Origin of the sequence: Geobacillus thermoleovorans, from assembly GCF_001610955.1 — a bacterium.
GTDB lineage: Bacteria > Bacillota > Bacilli > Bacillales > Anoxybacillaceae > Geobacillus > Geobacillus thermoleovorans.
Genome location: NZ_CP014335.1, coordinates 1505550 through 1522643, shown reverse-complemented (window position 1 = coordinate 1522643; position 17094 = coordinate 1505550). Strand labels below are relative to the sequence as shown.

At 54.6% G+C, this 17094-nt stretch carries 24 protein-coding genes; 4 read left to right on the top strand and 20 right to left on the bottom strand.

From position 1 onward, the window contains the following. Nucleotides 1-94: 94 nt before the first annotated feature. Entirely contained in the window at nucleotides 95-412 is a 318-nt protein-coding gene (locus GT3570_RS07610) for a hypothetical protein (RefSeq protein WP_062898596.1), read from the bottom strand. Between the two features lie 222 nt (nucleotides 413-634). On the opposite strand from GT3570_RS07610, the gene GT3570_RS07605 reads away from it, so the two are divergent. Next, nucleotides 635-1756, top strand: a complete 1122-nt coding sequence (locus GT3570_RS07605; protein ID WP_011231070.1) for a DUF2515 domain-containing protein — start codon at nucleotides 635-637, stop codon at nucleotides 1754-1756. A gap of 11 nt (nucleotides 1757-1767) precedes the next feature. Here GT3570_RS07605 and GT3570_RS07600 read toward each other — a convergent pair whose 3' ends face one another. Further along, entirely contained in the window at nucleotides 1768-1947 is a 180-nt protein-coding gene (locus GT3570_RS07600) for a YozD family protein (protein ID WP_011231069.1), read from the bottom strand. A 130-nt stretch (nucleotides 1948-2077) separates the two neighbouring features. On the opposite strand from GT3570_RS07600, the gene GT3570_RS19065 reads away from it, so the two are divergent. Then, the gene (locus GT3570_RS19065; protein WP_013145441.1) at nucleotides 2078-2200 is read left to right on the top strand and encodes a hypothetical protein; all 123 of its coding nucleotides are present in this window, start codon (nucleotides 2078-2080) and stop codon (nucleotides 2198-2200) included. Here the strand turns inward: GT3570_RS19065 and GT3570_RS07595 are convergent. The 4 genes from GT3570_RS07595 to GT3570_RS07580 all read right to left on the bottom strand — a co-directional run bounded on the left by GT3570_RS07595 (nucleotide 2182) and on the right by GT3570_RS07580 (nucleotide 6121). Further along, nucleotides 2182-2826, bottom strand: a complete 645-nt coding sequence (locus GT3570_RS07595) for a hypothetical protein (RefSeq protein WP_011231068.1) — start codon at nucleotides 2824-2826, stop codon at nucleotides 2182-2184. The two genes, GT3570_RS19065 and GT3570_RS07595, sit on opposite strands and share 19 nt — an antisense overlap. A gap of 131 nt (nucleotides 2827-2957) precedes the next feature. Continuing rightward, the gene (locus tag GT3570_RS07590) at nucleotides 2958-3176 is read right to left on the bottom strand and encodes a YozE family protein (RefSeq protein WP_011231067.1); all 219 of its coding nucleotides are present in this window, start codon (nucleotides 3174-3176) and stop codon (nucleotides 2958-2960) included. A 346-nt stretch (nucleotides 3177-3522) separates the two neighbouring features. Then, nucleotides 3523-4524, bottom strand: a complete 1002-nt coding sequence (bioB, locus tag GT3570_RS07585) for a biotin synthase BioB (protein ID WP_023634524.1) — start codon at nucleotides 4522-4524, stop codon at nucleotides 3523-3525. 157 nt (nucleotides 4525-4681) lie between these two features. Next, complete coding sequence (locus GT3570_RS07580; RefSeq protein WP_062898595.1) at nucleotides 4682-6121, bottom strand: NAD(P)/FAD-dependent oxidoreductase; 1440 nt, start codon at nucleotides 6119-6121, stop codon at nucleotides 4682-4684. 179 nt (nucleotides 6122-6300) lie between these two features. On the opposite strand from GT3570_RS07580, the gene GT3570_RS07575 reads away from it, so the two are divergent. Continuing rightward, complete coding sequence (locus GT3570_RS07575; protein WP_011231064.1) at nucleotides 6301-6894, top strand: DUF502 domain-containing protein; 594 nt, start codon at nucleotides 6301-6303, stop codon at nucleotides 6892-6894. A 42-nt stretch (nucleotides 6895-6936) separates the two neighbouring features. On the opposite strand, the gene GT3570_RS07570 is transcribed toward GT3570_RS07575, so the two are convergent. Both GT3570_RS07570 and GT3570_RS18700 read right to left on the bottom strand, forming a co-directional pair. Further along, on the bottom strand, nucleotides 6937-7875 hold the full coding sequence (locus GT3570_RS07570; RefSeq protein WP_014195699.1) for a magnesium transporter CorA family protein: 939 nt from the start codon (nucleotides 7873-7875) through the stop codon (nucleotides 6937-6939). Nucleotides 7876-8191: 316 nt separating this feature from the next. Further along, on the bottom strand, nucleotides 8192-8338 hold the full coding sequence (locus tag GT3570_RS18700; protein WP_011231062.1) for a hypothetical protein: 147 nt from the start codon (nucleotides 8336-8338) through the stop codon (nucleotides 8192-8194). A gap of 114 nt (nucleotides 8339-8452) precedes the next feature. Between GT3570_RS18700 and GT3570_RS07565 the strand changes: the two genes are divergently transcribed. Continuing rightward, on the top strand, nucleotides 8453-8809 hold the full coding sequence (locus GT3570_RS07565) for a HesB/YadR/YfhF family protein (RefSeq protein WP_318258089.1): 357 nt from the start codon (nucleotides 8453-8455) through the stop codon (nucleotides 8807-8809). A 23-nt stretch (nucleotides 8810-8832) separates the two neighbouring features. Here GT3570_RS07565 and GT3570_RS07560 read toward each other — a convergent pair whose 3' ends face one another. The 12 genes from GT3570_RS07560 to GT3570_RS07515 form a co-directional block, all read right to left on the bottom strand. Further along, nucleotides 8833-9252 (bottom strand): PaaI family thioesterase, encoded by a 420-nt coding sequence (locus GT3570_RS07560; RefSeq protein WP_020279119.1) that lies wholly within the window; start codon nucleotides 9250-9252, stop codon nucleotides 8833-8835. After that, nucleotides 9252-9566, bottom strand: coding sequence for a hypothetical protein (locus GT3570_RS07555; protein ID WP_062898594.1), 315 nt, complete (start codon nucleotides 9564-9566; stop codon nucleotides 9252-9254). Before GT3570_RS07555 ends, GT3570_RS07560 begins: the two co-directional genes overlap by 1 nt. A gap of 14 nt (nucleotides 9567-9580) precedes the next feature. Then, complete coding sequence (locus GT3570_RS07550; protein ID WP_011231058.1) at nucleotides 9581-9997, bottom strand: acyl-CoA thioesterase; 417 nt, start codon at nucleotides 9995-9997, stop codon at nucleotides 9581-9583. Nucleotides 9998-10113: 116 nt separating this feature from the next. Further along, nucleotides 10114-10341, bottom strand: coding sequence for a small acid-soluble spore protein Tlp (gene tlp / locus GT3570_RS07545; protein WP_014195696.1), 228 nt, complete (start codon nucleotides 10339-10341; stop codon nucleotides 10114-10116). 30 nt (nucleotides 10342-10371) lie between these two features. Beyond that, nucleotides 10372-10515 carry an acid-soluble spore protein N gene (locus tag GT3570_RS07540; protein ID WP_011231056.1) on the bottom strand — a complete coding sequence of 48 codons (144 nt, stop codon included), beginning with the start codon at nucleotides 10513-10515 and terminating at the stop codon, nucleotides 10372-10374. A gap of 55 nt (nucleotides 10516-10570) precedes the next feature. Then, nucleotides 10571-10702: an FbpB family small basic protein gene (locus tag GT3570_RS17875; RefSeq protein WP_011231055.1), complete on the bottom strand. Its 132-nt coding sequence runs from the start codon at nucleotides 10700-10702 to the stop codon at nucleotides 10571-10573. A 121-nt stretch (nucleotides 10703-10823) separates the two neighbouring features. Beyond that, entirely contained in the window at nucleotides 10824-11345 is a 522-nt protein-coding gene (locus tag GT3570_RS07535; protein WP_011231054.1) for a TlpA family protein disulfide reductase, read from the bottom strand. Nucleotides 11346-11457: 112 nt separating this feature from the next. Then, on the bottom strand, nucleotides 11458-11610 hold the full coding sequence (locus GT3570_RS18695) for a hypothetical protein (RefSeq protein ID WP_011231053.1): 153 nt from the start codon (nucleotides 11608-11610) through the stop codon (nucleotides 11458-11460). A 249-nt stretch (nucleotides 11611-11859) separates the two neighbouring features. Beyond that, on the bottom strand, nucleotides 11860-12708 hold the full coding sequence (locus GT3570_RS07530; RefSeq protein WP_011231052.1) for a sulfurtransferase: 849 nt from the start codon (nucleotides 12706-12708) through the stop codon (nucleotides 11860-11862). A gap of 120 nt (nucleotides 12709-12828) precedes the next feature. Then, nucleotides 12829-13104, bottom strand: a complete 276-nt coding sequence (locus GT3570_RS07525) for a YpbS family protein (RefSeq protein ID WP_011231051.1) — start codon at nucleotides 13102-13104, stop codon at nucleotides 12829-12831. Continuing rightward, complete coding sequence (locus GT3570_RS07520) at nucleotides 13101-13289, bottom strand: hypothetical protein (protein WP_013145453.1); 189 nt, start codon at nucleotides 13287-13289, stop codon at nucleotides 13101-13103. The genes GT3570_RS07525 and GT3570_RS07520 overlap by 4 nt, the downstream gene beginning before the upstream one ends. Then, entirely contained in the window at nucleotides 13289-17038 is a 3750-nt protein-coding gene (locus GT3570_RS07515) for a dynamin family protein (RefSeq protein ID WP_062898593.1), read from the bottom strand. The genes GT3570_RS07520 and GT3570_RS07515 overlap by 1 nt, the downstream gene beginning before the upstream one ends. Between the last annotated feature and the right edge of the window lie 56 nt (nucleotides 17039-17094).

The following is a 17094-nucleotide window of genomic DNA, read 5'->3' as shown; positions in this document are numbered from 1 at the left end:
CCTTTCCTTTCTTATCCGTTCCCGAAACAAGGGGGCTTTATTCATATTATATCATCTCTAGCTCTTGCTGGCGACTATATTTTTGAATATTCGGTCAACAGATGAGCTGTCGTTCCACTTGTTTCCATCCGTCTGGACAAAGGCGATAGTACGTCTGTCCTTTCCGCCCTTCATCGATCAGCACAACGTCCCCAGTCCGCATAAATCGAGCTTGACAGTTTTTCGGCATCAGATCGGCGACATTAAACATCCGATACAACACCGCCAGCACTTCATCATGTCCGGCCGCCGTCACCGTCATGCGGCACACTTGCCGGTAGCCTTTCGTTTCCCCAAAGCGCAGTGTTTGAAAAACGACCGCCTCATATGCACGTTTTGTCATCCACATCCGTTTCCCCCATAAACGAACCATTGTTTTCCTCTCCCTTCTCCCAATAAATCGGCCCTCCGCGCCCCATACTATGGTTGATGTCGAATTCGATCGCGAATCGTCTTCGGAGCCGAGACAAACGTGTATTATACTTATTTGGTGATTTGGCGTGTCGATTCCTTCAGCAAACGAGCACTCCTTTTGTCGAAACGATCGCGGTCTTCTGGCAAAAGTCCACAAATGATGCAAAGGAGAGACAGCCTGATGCCGACTCGCCCGTTCGCTTGGCTGCGCCATCCGCTTCAGTATGCCTACCGCTCCTTTTTGTACCGCCATCCGGTCCGCCTCGCCGATGACGGCCTGCTTCGCCGGATGGCCGCCCGCACAACTGTCCCGACTGACGGACCGCTCAGCGCGGAAGAAAAGGGCATTGTTGCCGCCATTCGCCGGAAAACAGCGGAACATAACCGCAACAACGTGACGCGCACCGCCGCCTACTTAGCGTTTTTTGAGCGCCATCGGGAAATTCATTGGGCGTTTTTAGCCCATCTCGTCTCGCGCAACGGCGGTTGGAACATGACTGATTTGCGCGGCGGCCTTCTTCCGTTTTTGCTGCCGGAACAAATCATTGCACCCCTTTTTTTGTTTTTGGAGCGCGCCAATGCCCTCATTTTTCATGATGCCTATCCGCAGCTTCTGCTGTACGAAGAAAGCAAACGGAGGGAGACGCCGCTGTTTCATTTGTTGCCGGCGCTAGCGGTGTCTTCGTTTATGAAGCCGATGTGGGAACATTTTTGGGAAACGGGGAATGCCGCGCTTCTTACGGTTGCTCTGATCATCAACGAGCAGCAGTACATCCAGCTTCGCGTCATCGAACATCCGTTTTTCCGCACCCGCGTGCTGTCAAGCTGGCCGTTTATTGTCGAGCAATGGCTCGGGTTCAACGATGTGCTCATCCCATATGCCAAAGGCCGCCGCGTAGCGCTTGCCGGAACGACCGTGCGCGATTTCGCCGACGTCCACCACCGCATCCATATCGGCAAAACGCTGTACAGTCTGCTGCTGTTTGACGCCCGGCTGTTTCGCGGCGCCTGCCGCTTTGCCCGCTGCGTCCCCCACAGCGGCTCACGCGCCGACTTCTGGCCGCAATCGTTCGCTGAAACGCCTGATGGGCACCGCTTTTACAGCCCCCGCCTTGAGGAAGCTTGGCCGGATCTTGCGCACCCGTTCCACGATCATCGCGATTGGTTCACCGATGAGGCGATCATGCAGGCGCTTGAAACGCTCCCGCTTCCGGCCTCGGGCGACATGACCAGCCGCTACGAGCGGCATTTGGTCATGATGAAAACAGCCGCCATCGCGGCGGCCAAATCAACTTCATCATAAAACGACGAGGACTACTCCCCATCGATGTCAATCTCTTCATCGATGATGCATTTTTCAAGCAAATAGTCAAACGTAATATCCGCGAGCTCCTCAAGCTCCTCTTGCGTTGGCACAAAGCCGCGGCGGATGAGTTCTTGGTAAAAAAACTCAGCGATTTCTTCCGTATCGATAATCACTTCAATTTCCTTCACCGCATCTCGCCCCCTTTGTAATGTTGTATGTCGCCGCCTTCCGTTTTATGTCAAAAATCATGTTGTACTATTTTTTCAGTCTCCCCCATACATATGTACCAACAAAACAAAAAACACGGAGGCGGACAAAATGGACAAATTCACTGCGATCGATAAAATGATGGAAACAGTTGTCAATGGATTGGGCGCGATCGTCATTTTCGCCGGCATTCCTTATTTTCTTTTTATTCTTTATCAATTTCTATCCTGGTGATTGGCGATTGTCCGCAAACGTTTTACAACTGTTTCCATCATCCGTTGGTACTGTTCATCGCCGAACCATTCATATAACGCTTTATAATCGTTGTACATGTCAAGGAGCTCGTCGACCGACGGCCCTTTCTCTCCGCTGTCGGCCGGCGGCAATAGAAGCGACGCTTTCACCGGCGCGGCGATGACAATATCTTGCACGAGCGTGACGGACGTCTCCTCTCCGTCGGCAAGCGGAATGATGTCTTCCAAATGGACTTCAATCTCCCAGCCATCCGTCAGCCGTTTCAATTCGTAAATCGTCTCTTCCCATCCTTCCCCGTAGTAGCGGTAAATTTCTGTCCGCACCCCGACAATTTTGAACAAATGGCCGCCATAATCGCGGACGCGGACAATTTCGCCGAGGAAAAACGGCAACTCAATTTCAATCTCTTCCGCGATCCATAAATCACCCACAAACTCAGACAATAAAATGAGCGCTTGCTCGGCAAACAAGCTATGGCCATGGTTGATTTCGTATAAAAACACACCGTCAATCTGCTGAATATCGGTGATCGTTCCGACCGTTCCGTACAATGTATTGACGACGATGTCGCCGACGGAAAATTTCGGGCGTTTCGGCGCGCTCATTGGCATCTCCACCCTTTGGAACAAATAGTTAGTATAGTATATGCATGCAGAGAAGGGTGGACACCTGCAACCGCGCGGAAAAAAGCTATTTGAAAGCGCTCCCAATTTATGAAATGGGAACGCTCCCTTAGTTACGCTTCATGCAAAAATTGCTCCCATAGCTCATCAAACACAACCATACTTTCCAAATAGTCACCGTTAAGCTCCAAATAGCCGCTCAGTTCTTCATAGTCCGTCGACCCTTTTGGAAAGCTGTGGTCTTCATACGCTCCGTTCGCAAACCGGACGACCGGATCTTCCTGGTGTCCATGGCGGAAGCGCAGCAAGTAACGGTAGAATGACTTTGCCATGTCCCCCATCCTCTTCCTTTCCTTTTGTTGCTATTATAATGAGCTTTTGGCTGTTTGTGAAGCCTTTTTTCGCAGCTTGTATTCCCATCGTACGCGTCGGGTTGGCTTTTCATGCCAAAAAAGCGCGTCAAACGGCGCAATAGGGGTTCAATCCGCTTTTCTCGTCAGAGCATAGGCAGGCCAAGTCCACCGTCTTATCATGCGCTCCGCTTCTCGCCAAGGCTTGCGATGCGCCATCGTGGCGTCCCATCTGAAACCGCATGGCGCCTCCCATGCCTCCCGCTTCGCTAGGTCTTGTCCTCGGTGAGCGCACATACAAAAAGCCGCCATCTTCCGGCGGCATCGTTCATGATACGACTCCGGCTTGCGGAACCGGGGCAAATTCGATTTCAAACCCAAGATCCTCAAGCATTTGATAATCGGCTGACTTTTCTTGCCCGGCGGTCGTCAAATAGTCGCCGACAAAAATCGAGTTGGCGGCATACAGGCCAAGCGGCTGAAGTGAGCGCAAATTCACTTCTCGCCCGCCGGCGATGCGGATTTCTTTGGTTGGATTCATATAGCGAAAAAGGGCCAGCACCTTCAAACAGTAACGCGGGTTTAATTCGTTCGTGCCAGCCAGCGGCGTGCCGTCGATCGCATGCAAAAAGTTGACTGGAATGGAATCGGCGTCAAGCGCCCGCAAACTGCGCGCCATATCGACGACATCCCGCTTCGTTTCTTTCATGCCGATGATGACGCCGGAACAAGGCGAAAGACCAGCTTCTTTCACCGTTTCCACCGTCCGCACCCGATCGTCGTATGTATGGGACGTCGTAATGTTCGGATGGTGCTGCTTCGATGTGTTGATGTTATGATTGTAGCGATCCACCCCCGCCTCTTTCAGCCGCGCCGCCTGCTCCGGCTTTAAGATCCCAAGGCAGGCGCACACTTTCAGCCCGAACCGCTCTTTAATTTCCTTGACCGCGGACACAACGGTGTCGATCTCTTTATCGCTCGGCCCCCGGCCGCTGGCGACGATGCAGTACGTCCCAATGCGCAAACGGTGTGCTTCTTCCGCGCCGCGCAACAACGTCTCTTTGTCGACCATTTTATACGTTTTCACCGGCGCCGTCGATACGGCGGACTGCGAACAGTAGCCGCAGTTTTCCGGACAGAGGCCGGATTTGGCGTTGATGATCATGTTCAGCTTCACTTTGTTTCCATAATAGGCGGAGCGAATCCGGTACGCCCCTTGCAGCAAAAGGAGCAACTCCTCATCCGGACAATCCAATATCGCCAATGCTTCCTCATCGGTCAGCTCGTGGCCTCCCAACACTTGCTCGGCCAACACCAGCCAGTTTGCCATCTCTCCTCTCCCCTTTCCATATCATTACATTTATCGTAACGGACCAGCCGCATATTTGTCAACTATATTTTCATTTCAGTTTACTTTTTAATCCGTCCCCAGGCAGACAGCAAAAAAACAGGCCCCCGTTTGAAGGGGCCTGCCCTCGGTTCCTCACCTAATGCGTCAATTTCTCGACGATGTCGCGGGCGATCCAGACGCCGCAGGCGCTCGCCTGCGCAAGGCCGCGCGTAACGCCGGCGCCGTCGCCGCCGACATACAGCCCGGCGATTTCGGTTTCAAAGCGGTCGTTCAGTTTCGGACGCGCCGAATAAAACTTCGCTTCCACCCCATAAAAGAGCGTATGCTCAGAGGCAAGCCCCGGAGTGACGTGGTTGAGCGCCTCCGTCATTTCGATCAAGCTTTTCATCGTGTTGTACGGCAAAACGAGGCCTAAATCGCCCGGCACCGCTTCTTTTAGCGTCGGTTCGATGAACCCTTCTTTGATCCGCTTTTCCGTCGATCGCCGTCCTTTTAAAATGTCGCCGTATTTTTGCACGATGATGCCGCCGTTGGACAAGGCGTTCGCCAGCCGAGAAATTTCATGGGCGTATTCGTTCGGCTTGTCAAACGGATCGGAAAACTTATGTGAAACAAGAAGGGCAAAGTTCGTGTTGTTGCTGCCGAGCTTTGGATCTTTGTACGCATGGCCGTTGGCGAGCATGATGCCGGAATGGTTTTCGACGACGACATGTCCGGACGGGTTGCTGCAAAACGTGCGCACTTGCGTCCCAACCGACGTGTTGAAAATGAATTTCCCTTCATACAGATGTTCGTTAATTTCTTGCATGACGATGTTCGATGTTTCCACGCGCACTCCGATGTCAACCTGATTGTTGATCATCCGCAAACGGCGCTTGCGCAAGATTTTGCTCAGCCAAACCGAGCCATCGCGCCCCGGAGCGATGACGACTTTTTCCGCTGTCAACGTTTCTCCGTTTTTCAGCACAACGCCTTTCACTCGATGGCCGCTCTCCGTCCGCTCGGTCACGATATCATCCACTTCCGTTGTAAAGCGCATCGCAATCCGCTCGCGCAAATATTCAAAAATGCTTTTCAAAATTTCCAAATTTTTCTCTGTACCCAAATGGCGGACGTACGCGCGCAATAGCTTCAGCCCGGCCGCATAGGCGCGCCGCTCGATCTCTTTCACTTTATCCGTCATCGGGTCGGTGATCGATGTCGTCGCTCCGTGCTTCAAGTTGATCTCATCGACATAGCGGATGAGCTCAAGTACGGTCGAAGCCGGCAAATAGTCGGTCATCCAGCCGCCGAATTCGCTCGTGATATTGAATTTGCCGTCCGAATACGCCCCCGCTCCGCCGAATCCATTCGTGATCGAACAGGCCGGCACGCAGCCGGCATAGTCTTTTTTGCCGGCCGGCGGCGGACACTTTTCAATTTTTCTTTGCAAAATCGGACAATTGCGTTTATAGATATCGTGCCCTTTATCGATTAAGAGCACGTTCGCTCCAGGGAGTTTGAGCGTCAGTTCGTAGCAAGTGAAAATGCCGGCCGGCCCGGCGCCGACCACGATCACATCGTAATGATTGTTCATGATCCATCCCCCATTTCCCATGTTCCATTCGAAAGTATACGGAACATTTGGCAGTTCGTCAAGGAAAAACACGAACTTTCTTACCGAATACAACAGAAAATGTTCGATATAATAGAGAGTTGTATAAAGCCAAAAAAATTGGTATGGTGGTAGAGAATGAATAGCGGGGAGGGAAAGGGATGCGTTTTTTCGTGAAACATTTTCTAAACGGCATGCTGACGATCGTGCCAATTTTACTCGCCGTCTATGTGTGCTACAAAGTGTTCACCGTTTTGGATGGGCTGCTTGGCCAATACGTCCGTCCGTATTTGGATGGCCGCTACATTCCCGGCCTAGGCCTATTGGCGACTGTCGCGCTGATTACCGTCTGCGGTTGGCTATCGACGCAATACGTAAGCGGCCGCCTCATTCGACTGATCGACCGGTTGCTTGAAAGCATTCCCTTGATGAAAACGGTTTATTCCGTCGCCAAAGATACAATCGCTTCCTTCGTCGGGGAAAAACGATCGTTTTCGCAAGTTGTGCTCGTTACAATGCCAGAAAGCGGCTGGAAATGCCTCGGCTTCATGACAATGGATGATGTCGGCGCTTGGCACGATCCTCTCGCCGACTACGTCGCCGTCTATATCCCGCAGGCGTTTCAAGTCGCCGGGCTCACCCTGCTCGTCCCGAAAGAGCAAGTGGAAGTCGTCGACATCTCGCCGGAAGAGGCGATGAAATTCATCCTCTCCGGCGGTGTGGCCGTCCGAAAGCAAAAGCGGCTGCCCCAATGACAGGGCAGCCGTTCGCATGGCCATCCAAAACGCGCCTGGCCGTCAAAAGTATCGCTTTTTCCAAAAGATGTACGCCGTCGCCGCTGACAGTGAACCGGCGAGCGCCATCGCGATCAAAAAGGCGTACGGAGAGTGTTGGTACGGAATCGGTACGTTCATGCCGTAGAAACTCGCCACCATCGTCGGCAGCGAAATGACGATCGTAATGGCCGTCAAAAACTTCATCACAATGTTTAAGTTGTTTGAGATGACCGAAGCAAACGCGTCCATCATGCCGCTTAAAATGCTGCTGTATACTTCGGCCATTTCAATCGCCTGCTTGTTTTCAATAATGACGTCCTGCAGCAAATCCTGGTCATCTTCGTACATGCGCAAATAATTGAGGCGCATGAGCCGCTCCATGACGATGTTGTTCGCCTTCAGCGACGTCATAAAATACACTAAGCTTTTTTCCATGCTGAGAAGCGAAAACAGCTCCTTGTTTTTCATCGATTGGTGCAATTCTTTTTCGATTTCGCTCGTCCGCCGATTGATTTGCTTCAAATAGCGCAAATAATACGTTGAAATCATGTACAGCATTTGCAACGCAAACCGCGTCTTCATAAACGTGTAAAAGTTTTTGATTTTGTTTTTGGAGAATTCTTCGAAAATCGGATTCTCCTGCAAACAAACCGTAATAAAACACGTGTTCGTAATGATCATGCCGATCGGAATCGTCTCGTAAATCGGGCCGTCCACTTCATCATGGGCGACAATCGGAATGTCGACGATAATGAGCACATGGTTGTCTTCCTTTTCGACGCGCGACCGCTCCTCGTCATCCAACGCGTCTTTGATCGAATCGATCGGAATGTCCAAATGGTGGGCGATGTAGCGAATTTCGTCTTCCGTCGGGGCAACGAGATTGATCCAGCAGCCATTTTCAATATGATCGATTTCGCGCATTTTGCCGTTGGCATCGGACAAATACATTTTCATCATCTGGCATCCTTCCTCCTTTTCACGCGAGGAAGGCGGCGCCTCTTCCTTTCCGTCCGGAGCCCGTTTTCGTATGATGAGCAGCCGACAAGAAAAGGAACAGGCCGCGTTCCCCGCTATATTCCGGTTCCGGTTCGTTCGGGCTTGAACTACTCATATACGAAAACGCCACTCCTTTCGAAAAAGATGTCCCTCAAGTAATGATAGCGCGGACCGGCCCGTTTGTATAGTAGGTGCCATAAAAAAAAAAGCAGCCTACTGGCTACTTTATTCACAAAACAGCGCGATGTTCAACCATCGCCCGCTCGATTCGGCTTTTTTATTCGCTCGATGGCGTCGTGTTGAAAAAATCAGGCGCTTGTTTGTCAATTTGCCGACGGTTGGAACGGCGCGGGCGTTGCTCTTTCTTTTCGCCCATCACCCCATCCGATTCATAGCTTGGCGCAAACGGCCGCTTCTTGCTCACCGTCTTCACCCCCCTCGCTTTTACTGTTCGCCGTCGGCCGGCATTTTACTCGAGCCAGTCAGGGCTAGTTTAATCCATTTTCCGGAAATTTTTTCGCCCTCAAATTGTCAGCCAATGTTCACACAATCGTTTTACCGGCGCCGTCCATTCACTTATAATAAACAAGTGAGGAGGGGAAGCCATGAACATCATGATTACAAAAAAGCGTTTGATTGGTACAAGCGGGAGCTCGGGCTGAAGCCGGGCGATGCGATCCGCTTTTTTGCCCGCTACGGCGGGTGCAGCACCGTGCAAAAAGGGTTTTCGCTTGGCATGGCCAAAGACGAACTGGTCGACAAGCCGGCGGCGCAGACGACGGTTGATGGCATCACCTTTTTTATTGAAGAGAGCGACCAATGGTATTTCGATGGACGTGATTTGACTGTGGATTTGGACGAAAAAAGCAATGAGCCGGTTTTTCTCGTCCATTGAATGTCCCGCGGCGATTGAAAAAGCTAGCCTTGGCGCTCGCTTTTTCGAATAATGGCGATCGTGCAGCGGGAGATGCAGACGAGCTCCCCTTGTTCGTCCGTAATGCGCACATCCCACACCATCGTCGTCCGACCGCGGTGCAACACCGTCCCTGTCGCCGTCACCGTCCCGCGGCGAACGGCGCGGACGTGATTGGCGTTGATTTCCAATCCAACGACGTTTTCCGTGTTGGGGTCCACAAGCGCGTACGCGCCGATGCTGGCGACCGTCTCCGCTAAGGCGACTGAGGCGCCGCCATGCAGCAGCCCAGCCGGCTGGTGCGTGCGCCAGTCGACCGGCATCGTCGCGACGACGCGGCCTTCGCCAACCTCAACAATTTCGATGCCGAGCGTATCGATCAACGTATGTTTCGACATTTCCTTCACAACGGCCAAATCGATCATCATTCCTTCTTCCCCCGTTTCGTGAATCGTTCCAGTTCAAACAGCCGTCCTTCCTGCTGCAAAATGCGCGTTTGCGTCTCACCGAGCAAATCGAAATGCGGAAACTCACCGCGCCGATCGATCCACTCTTCCTTCAGCCCGTACTGCCGCCCCCAAACGGCGAGTTTTTCGACATCGGCGCAGCCGACTTTCGTCACTGTCGTGCAATGCGGAAACCGTTCGTCGTACCAATAGTGGGTCAAAAAGGCGATTTCACCGCGCTTCACTTTCTCTTTCCATGCCGCGAGCTCATGTCGGCGGATGCCAAACGCCATCGCACCGCTCCCCTTTACCGCTTCGCCCGCTCATATGCTTCATGCCAGTCAGGAAAATATTTGCGGATCACGATCGGCCGAAACGTATCGCGCTTGACGCAAACATGCTGCGACTTTCCGGTCACCGCCACCTCGCCGTCCGGGGCGAGAATCTCGTAGCCGTATGTCACGCGGATGCCGTCATAGGCGTCAATCCATGTGCGGACAGTCGCCGTTTCCCCGTAGTGAAGCGGCTTTTTGTACGACACTTGCAAATCGACAACAGGCGAAATGATGCCTTCTTTCTCCATGTCAGCATAATGAAAGCCAAGCTGTTTGATCAATTCCGTGCGCCCGACTTCCATCCAAACTAAATAGTTCGCGTGGTAGACGACGCCCATTTGGTCTGTTTCCGCATAACGCACTTCAATTTGTTTTTCTGCCACTTTCACGTTCGTTCTCCCTCCATTTTTTACCGGGCCTCCTCTTCTATGTTACCATTCGCCCGTCGGCTCGCTCAAGCGGTAGACAAAAAAACGAAGCCGCCCCCGCATGAGGGCTGCTTCGTTTACTGGCAGCCGTGTTCCCGTGCAGCTGCTTCGTCTCGGATTTCCGCGCGCATCGCAGCGATCGCTTCTTCGCGGCGGCGGTTTTTCGCACGGATCTTCTCCTGCTCCTCCGGCGACGCAAACTGCATCGTTTCTTCGGCTTTTTCTATGTTCTCAATGGTGTTTTGCACCATTTCTTGCAGCTTTTCCACATTGTCGCTGCGGTCATCCGGTTTCGGACGCGGCATGAACGCTTCCTCCTTTGCGCGAGTTTCCGGCTATTCGCCCTTCGTTTGGATGACTTGGGCGTGCTGGCCGGACTGGTCTTGCATTTGTTTGCCCTTGTTTCCTCCTGCGGCGCGAGGCTGTGTGCCGATATGGTTCGGCACAAAATGTTTGCGGCTTCCTTTCGGATTGCTCATTGTCTTCGCCTCCTCGCCATCTAGTCTGTCCGCCCGGAGAACCGCTATGCATGGGTCATTCTGCTTTTTTGAGCATCCGCTCTTCCAGCTTTTTCTCGATTTTTTCGAGCGCTTCCCGATCGTTCAACAATTGCCGTTTGTTCTCGCTGATCAGTTCTTGGAGAGTCATTTTGCGGGATCGTCTCATCGCTTCAACCTCCCCTCACTTTTATTGTAATCTTATTCATGCCCAAAAAAGATAAAAATTATGACAACTTTTTGAAAAATAACGAACCACGAAGAAAGCGCCTTTCGCTGCAGCCATCTGCTCAACGAAAAAGCGCTGTTTCCTGCTCGAGCCGCTTCGCCGTCACCGGGCCGACAATTTTTCGCCGAATGACGCCGTTTGGATCGATAATATACGTCGTTGGAATCGTTTGGATTCGATATTGACGAAGCGCTTCGCCGCGCACATCGAGGCCGACTGGAAACACGAGCCTGTTCGCTTTCGCAAACCGCTCAGCGTTGTCCAACGTATCTTGCGTCGTCAAATGAACGGCAAGGAGCGCAACTTCGCGGCCATGCCGCTCGTAAAACTTGGCAAGCTCCGGCATTTCCTTTTTGCATGGCGGGCACCACGACGTCCAAAAGTTGAGGACGACCGCTTTGCCGCGCAGCGCCGACAACTTAACCGACTGGCCCCCAAGCGCCGGCAAGGTCAAGTCGGGAGCCGTCTGATCCACTTCCGGACCGGCTCCGTTTGCTTCATTCGGTTTGTCAGCCGCCATCACATTCCAAAGGCCATAGCCGGCGACAGCCAAGAACAAAAGAACGACTAGCCATTTCCGCACGTTGTCCCCTCCCTACCGGCGCCTCCCGCCGCTCTGTCCACGATTATAGCACATACGTTTGCCATTTGCCAACCATCGTGCTTAAAACGAAAAAACGAGGGGCGCGCCCTCATCATGATCGGATGTTTTTATGATCGTTTTTCATTTTCTCCGCTTCGACTTCTGCGTACGAAGCGAATTCGCTCCTCCATTCGTTAAAGCCGTTTTTCTTCTTCGCGTTGTTGTTTCGTTGGGCATTGGCATTGCCAAGTTTTGTCCGGCCCATGCGTCTCCTCCTCTGCTTCCGTCGGTTCACCTATAGTATCCGCCGGCGGCCAAAAAACTATGCATACAGCGGCTTCAACCGGCGGCCGAAACAATGGAAGAAAAGCGAAACAAACACTAGGTGAAAATCGTTGAAAATCAACAACGCTTCGACCTCATGCGGACCGAAAAAAGAAAACGAAAAGAAAACAACGGTTCCATCCGACAACACCGAGGCGTCGAATGATGTTTCAGCCCGAATCGGAGAAAACTAAGCATCGGATGACGGGTCACCCGTTTCAATCGGGTGGTCCGGATAGGAAATCCAGTCGCTGAAACTGCCGACGTACAGCCGAACGTTGTGATAACCAGCTTCGTGGAGCGCCAACACGTTCGGGCAGGCGGTGACGCCGGAACCACAGTAAACGATCAACGGCTGCCCACGGTCAAAATCGGCAAACCGAGCCGCCTGCTCGACAGCGCTTTTCCAGTAGCCGCCTTCCGTCATTCCGTCTTTCCAAAACCGGTGCACCGCTCCTGGGATGCGGCCGGCTCGGCGGTCGATCGGTTCTTCCAGGCCGGCATATCGCTTCCATTCACGCGAATCAATGAGCACAACCGAGCGATCGCGGACGGCGGCGCGCACATCCTCAACCGTCGCCAGCCATGACCGATCCGGACGCGGCCGAAACGGGCGGGACGCCACAGCAGGGACGACGTTCGTCACCGGATGCCCTTTCTTCTTCCATTCACTATAATTGCCGTCCAATACGTATACGTGGGCATGGCCGAAATAGCGAAGCAGCCACCAGCAACGCGCCGCCATCGCCCCGTCTTGGTCGTCGTAAGCGACAACGGTCACCGTTTCATCGATGCCGACCCGGCCAAACACGTCCGCCGCTTGCTCGGCCGACGGGAGCGGGTGGCGGCCGCCGTGCTCTCCGACTGGGCCCGACAAGTCGCGTTCCAAGTCCATATACACGGCACCAGGAATATGATCTTCCTGGTAAACGGCCGCTCCTTTCGCAGGATCGCCAAGCCAAAACCGACAATCAAGAATGCGCGTGTTTTCGTCGTGCAAATGGCGAAGGAGCCATTCATGGGAAACAAGCGACGCCATATGTCCTCCCCCTCTTTGTTTTTGCTGACGCCAAACGTTGTTTCTTGATCGGAACGGAAAGCAGCCAATCATCAACAGGACGCCGGCGGCGCCGACACGCTCAACCAGCGCTCGCCATCGTCACGATCGCTCTTTCCTTTCAAGCCGGCTCACGTACTCGCGCACCATCTCCGGCGTCACGCACCGGCGCGCCGGCACGAGGCCGCTTTTGGCCAGTTCGTTCATCCGCTTCGTCACTTCATTGATCCCATCAACCGTAAACGACTCGCCGCGGCGGCACCGCTCGACCGCTTCGTCGATGAGCCGCTCGCGCTCGGCGTCGAGCATAGCAAATTGCTTCAAGATGGTATGCTGTTTTTGCACATGGGCAGTGATCGCGTGATGCACTTCGCTCAATGGTCCTCGTCCTTTCCTGCTTCTTTTTCCATCAAACGCCGGACGTTCGGTTTCGGCGTCCAACAGTTGAACCGATAGTTCGGTTTCGTCGCATAGCCGAGCCGGCGGCAATACGTGTACAGCCCGTCGGCTCGCTTTTCTATACGGTAGTGGATGCATGTAGCGCAAGCGTGAAACCGGTTCATCAACGCGCCTCCCCGACGCGGCCCGAAAGAAGGCCGCGAAGCGCCGCTTCGATGCGGGCGAGCGCCTCATGATCCGCCGCTTCGGCGAGCGCGGCAAGCAAGCCCTCCATATAGCTGTCGACTTGTTCCGCGAGAGCGGCCGAAAGTGAGGCGACGGCAGCCTTGTATTGTTCTGCGTACGTCGCCACAAGCCGCTCTTTTTGCTCAGCCAAATAGGCGTCGATCGGCTCGACAAGCGCCGCCTCAATTTCCTCTTTCATCCGCCGCTTTTCGTCGCGCTCAAAAAACGATTTGGCGTTTTTATACAGCGAAAGCGCCTTGGTAAACCGCACCCGGTCTACATCCCCAAGGGCGTTGGCAAACTCCGGCGCCGAAAAGGCAAACGGCTCAGGCGGCGTGAGCGCGAGCGCATCATCGAAACGACGAAGCTCATGGAATAGGCGCGAGAACTGCTCGGCCAGCTGCTTGTGCAAAAACGACTCAACACGCAAGCTCGTCGCCCGCAACTCTTGGGCCAAATCAAAGCCAACCGATGCGAGCAACTCGTCGAGGCAACGCTCAAGCGCCCGACGCGCCGGGCCTTGGTCGTCGCGGAGCACCGCCGGGTTGAACGCCTCCTTAAACACATCGTTGAGGCGGAAAAAGACGCGCTGCTTGACGTAATAGAGCAATTCGTCGACTTCCTGGCGAAGCGCCTGCCGGCCGTAGGCATCATCAATGCCAGCAAGCACGGCGTGCATCTTCGTTTTCACCGCCTCAAGCGCCTGCCGTTTCTCCGCTTTTTCCGCTTCGCTTTGCCCAGCGGCGCGCGCGAATTCCTCTGCCGCCCGCCGCGCCCGCTCAAGCTCGGCATATGCGCTCTCGACGGCGACTTCCGCCAGTTCTTCCGTTAAGAAGCGGAAGAAGTCGGTTTCAAAGGCAGACAAGCCGGAGTCCGCCAAGACGCCGCGCGGACCGGGCTCGGCCCCCGTTTTTTCCGCCAGCGCCAAGCGGCTTGAGAGCGCATAAAGGCGCGGGAAGCGGATGCCGAAGCGGGCGAGCTCTCCGTTCATATAGGAAATGACGGCCTCAAGCTCCTCTTTCGACTGGGCCAAATCAGCCGCATTGATGACGAAAAACATTTTATCAAGCGCAAACGTGTCTTTCACGCGCCCAAGCTGAAGCAAAAACTCGCGGTCTGCTTTCGAGAACGCATGGTTGTAATACGTCACAAACAACAACGCATCAGCATGCTTCATGTAATGAAACGCCACTCCCGTATGGCGGGCGTTAAGTGAATCCACCCCCGGGGTATCGACAAGCGTCACCCCTTGGCAGGTGAGCGGACAGTCGGCGTACAACACGACCTCATCTAAGAAACATGACACCGCTTCGTCAGCGACATACGTCTCGAGTTCTTCCCAACCGATGGAGACGATCTCCCCGAATCGACCGTTCATCCGCTCATAGCCGGCCGCGGCAGCTGCCAAAAAAGCCACATGCGGCTTTTGCGCCGGATGTTCGGCTCCCGATTCGGCCAGGCGGGCGCAAAGGCGGAGCGCTTCATCCCATGTATCCGCCTCATGGCCGCACTGCCGAAGCGACGATTGCACATCCGCCCAAATTTGCAGTTCGCTTTTTACCTTGACCACCGCCGTGCCGTGCGGGTGCTTGTGATCGGGCGGGGCGATTTTGCTGATGGCGGCGGTTGTCGGGTTGGGCGACGATGGCAGAAGCGGGGCGCCGAGCAAGGCGTTCGCCAGCGACGATTTGCCGGCGCTGAAGGCGCCAAACAAGGCGACGGTAAACGATCGCTCGCGAAGCCGACGCGCCTTGTCGCGCAATGGTCCAGCGAAGCGGCCAAGCAGTTCGGACCGTTCAAGCCAAGCCGCCGCCTCCTCAAGCCGCTCGGCCGCCTCTTCGCTCCGCTGTTTTCTGCCGCTTGAAAGCGTCCGAGCTTCGTCCGCTCTTTCGCTCACTCCGAGGCCGGCCGCTTCCTGACCGAGCGCTTGCTCTTTGACGGAAAGATGGCTTGTTTCCGCTGGCTTGGATGCTGCTTGCGGTTTTGCCGTCTCGGCATGACGCGCTTTCCGGAAGACCGGCGGCGCCGTCAACGCGGCGAGACGGTTTTCATCAAGCGATGCAGACTCGCATGGAGCAGCGATCAGCTGCTCGAACGCACGCCGGCGCTCGTCCCGCTCGGCTCTGAGGCGGGCGAGGCGGGCGGCGAGCTCCACTTTTTCGCGCGCCGCCGAAAGCTGTCCGTTCAATGTTTCTGTTTGGGCGGCCGCCCGTTTGGCGATTTGTTCCTTCAGTTCGGCAAACAAGGCGAGCGCCGAGTCACGGTAGCGTTTTTTCAGCGCCGCCGCCACCTCATCCGTATAATTTAATAGCGCGGCGCCGCTTGATTCCGCCCCTTGTTTGACGAGGCCGGCAAGCATCGTCTCATCCCACTCCGCCGTCCATTGCTGGCACTCGCTGAACCAATCGTCATCAGCATGCCATTCTTTCCCAAACTGAACAAGGAGCTGGCGGACGTGCCATTCGATCTGCGCCGCCGCTTGCGCTTTGACGCTTTCATAAAACGCCTCAAGCCGCCGCTTGCGCTCTTGCTCCGTTTTTGTCTTCGCGAACAACAAGCCCACTTTGAAATTCGGCTGCATCGCCTGCAAGTACGCCTCAGCCCGCTCCCTCGTCTCAAACGGCATCACGTACGCGTTTTGCAGCACGCGCTCAAGCTCCGAACGGAACGCCTCCTCCGCCCGCGACGGCGCTGTTTGCCAATCGGCAAGCTCCGCCTCAAGGCGATCGAGCTCCGCGATGGCCGCCGCCTCGTCATCGGCGCCGCCAAGCGCCTCGAGGCGCGTCTCAATCGTTTGCTCAAGCAGCTCGTGCCGCGCGCGGAGATGCTCAAGATGGCCGTCCGCGATCCGTTTTAACGCCGACTCGGCGCCGCGGACGAGCCATTCCTCCTTGTCGGCAAACAACCGGCGCAAACAAGCGACAAGCTCATGCCATTCGTTGTGCGGATGTGACGGGTCTTTCAGCGACAAGAAAAACAAACGGGCCGCCTCAACTCCCCAACGCCGGAACGCCTCGGCGGCCGAGGCGCGAAATTCAGCGAACGGCAGCTCGTCGTCGCGATGTTTATCGATTTGGTTGATGATCAAATAAACGGTCTTTCCTTCATCTGTTAATTGTTTTGTAAATTGGAAGTTTAATTCCGCCTGCACATGGTTATAATCCATGACGTAAAAGACGACATCCGCCAAATGAAGCGCTGACTCCGTCGCCAGCCGGTGGGCGTCATCGGTCGAATCGATGCCCGGCGTATCGAGGATCGCGACCCCCGGCGGGATGGCGTCCGTCGTTCGGCTGATTTCAATCCATTCGATCGTCTCCCCGTCCCGGCATTGGGCGCGAATCAAGTCCGGGTCGTACGGCGGTTCATACTCGACCGGCTCATCGCGGTGGAAAAAGACGCGCACATAGTCCGGACCGGCTTTCACTTTGACGAGATTGGCGCTCGTCGGAATCGGGCTGGACGGCAGCATCGGCTCGCCGAGCAACGCGTTGATCAAACTCGATTTGCCGGCGGAAAAATGACCGCAAAACGCGACAATGAGCTCACCGGATGCCGCTTTTTCGATGAGCTGCTTCACTTTGTCCGCATGCTCCTGGTCATCCGCGGACTGAAGCTGATCGTGCATGTCGATCATTTTCGAAAGCCACAGCCGCAATGACGGCCGCTCAATCGCAATATGCCCCATGACCAAAACCCCTTTGTCTCCCTCAATGTCATTTACATTCATTTTACTGCATTTCG

Coding starts and splice junctions, on each gene's coding strand:
- GT3570_RS07610 (WP_062898596.1), bottom strand. CDS start 412: ATGGTTCGTTTATGGGGGAAACGGATGTGGATGACAAAACGTGCATAT.
- GT3570_RS07605 (WP_011231070.1), top strand. CDS start 635: ATGCCGACTCGCCCGTTCGCTTGGCTGCGCCATCCGCTTCAGTATGCC.
- GT3570_RS19065 (WP_013145441.1), top strand. CDS start 2,078: ATGGACAAATTCACTGCGATCGATAAAATGATGGAAACAGTTGTCAAT.
- GT3570_RS07595 (WP_011231068.1), bottom strand. CDS start 2,826: ATGAGCGCGCCGAAACGCCCGAAATTTTCCGTCGGCGACATCGTCGTC.
- GT3570_RS07590 (WP_011231067.1), bottom strand. CDS start 3,176: ATGGCAAAGTCATTCTACCGTTACTTGCTGCGCTTCCGCCATGGACAC.
- bioB (WP_023634524.1), bottom strand. CDS start 4,524: ATGGCAAACTGGCTGGTGTTGGCCGAGCAAGTGTTGGGAGGCCACGAG.
- GT3570_RS07580 (WP_062898595.1), bottom strand. CDS start 6,121: ATGAACAATCATTACGATGTGATCGTGGTCGGCGCCGGGCCGGCCGGC.
- GT3570_RS07575 (WP_011231064.1), top strand. CDS start 6,301: ATGCGTTTTTTCGTGAAACATTTTCTAAACGGCATGCTGACGATCGTG.
- GT3570_RS07570 (WP_014195699.1), bottom strand. CDS start 7,875: ATGATGAAAATGTATTTGTCCGATGCCAACGGCAAAATGCGCGAAATC.
- GT3570_RS07565 (WP_318258089.1), top strand. CDS start 8,453: ATGTTCACACAATCGTTTTACCGGCGCCGTCCATTCACTTATAATAAA.
- GT3570_RS07560 (WP_020279119.1), bottom strand. CDS start 9,252: ATGATCGATTTGGCCGTTGTGAAGGAAATGTCGAAACATACGTTGATC.
- GT3570_RS07555 (WP_062898594.1), bottom strand. CDS start 9,566: ATGGCGTTTGGCATCCGCCGACATGAGCTCGCGGCATGGAAAGAGAAA.
- tlp (WP_014195696.1), bottom strand. CDS start 10,341: ATGCCGCGTCCGAAACCGGATGACCGCAGCGACAATGTGGAAAAGCTG.
- GT3570_RS07540 (WP_011231056.1), bottom strand. CDS start 10,515: ATGAGCAATCCGAAAGGAAGCCGCAAACATTTTGTGCCGAACCATATC.
- GT3570_RS17875 (WP_011231055.1), bottom strand. CDS start 10,702: ATGAGACGATCCCGCAAAATGACTCTCCAAGAACTGATCAGCGAGAAC.
- GT3570_RS18695 (WP_011231053.1), bottom strand. CDS start 11,610: ATGGGCCGGACAAAACTTGGCAATGCCAATGCCCAACGAAACAACAAC.
- GT3570_RS07530 (WP_011231052.1), bottom strand. CDS start 12,708: ATGGCGTCGCTTGTTTCCCATGAATGGCTCCTTCGCCATTTGCACGAC.
- GT3570_RS07520 (WP_013145453.1), bottom strand. CDS start 13,289: ATGAACCGGTTTCACGCTTGCGCTACATGCATCCACTACCGTATAGAA.
- GT3570_RS07515 (WP_062898593.1), bottom strand. CDS start 17,038: ATGGGGCATATTGCGATTGAGCGGCCGTCATTGCGGCTGTGGCTTTCG.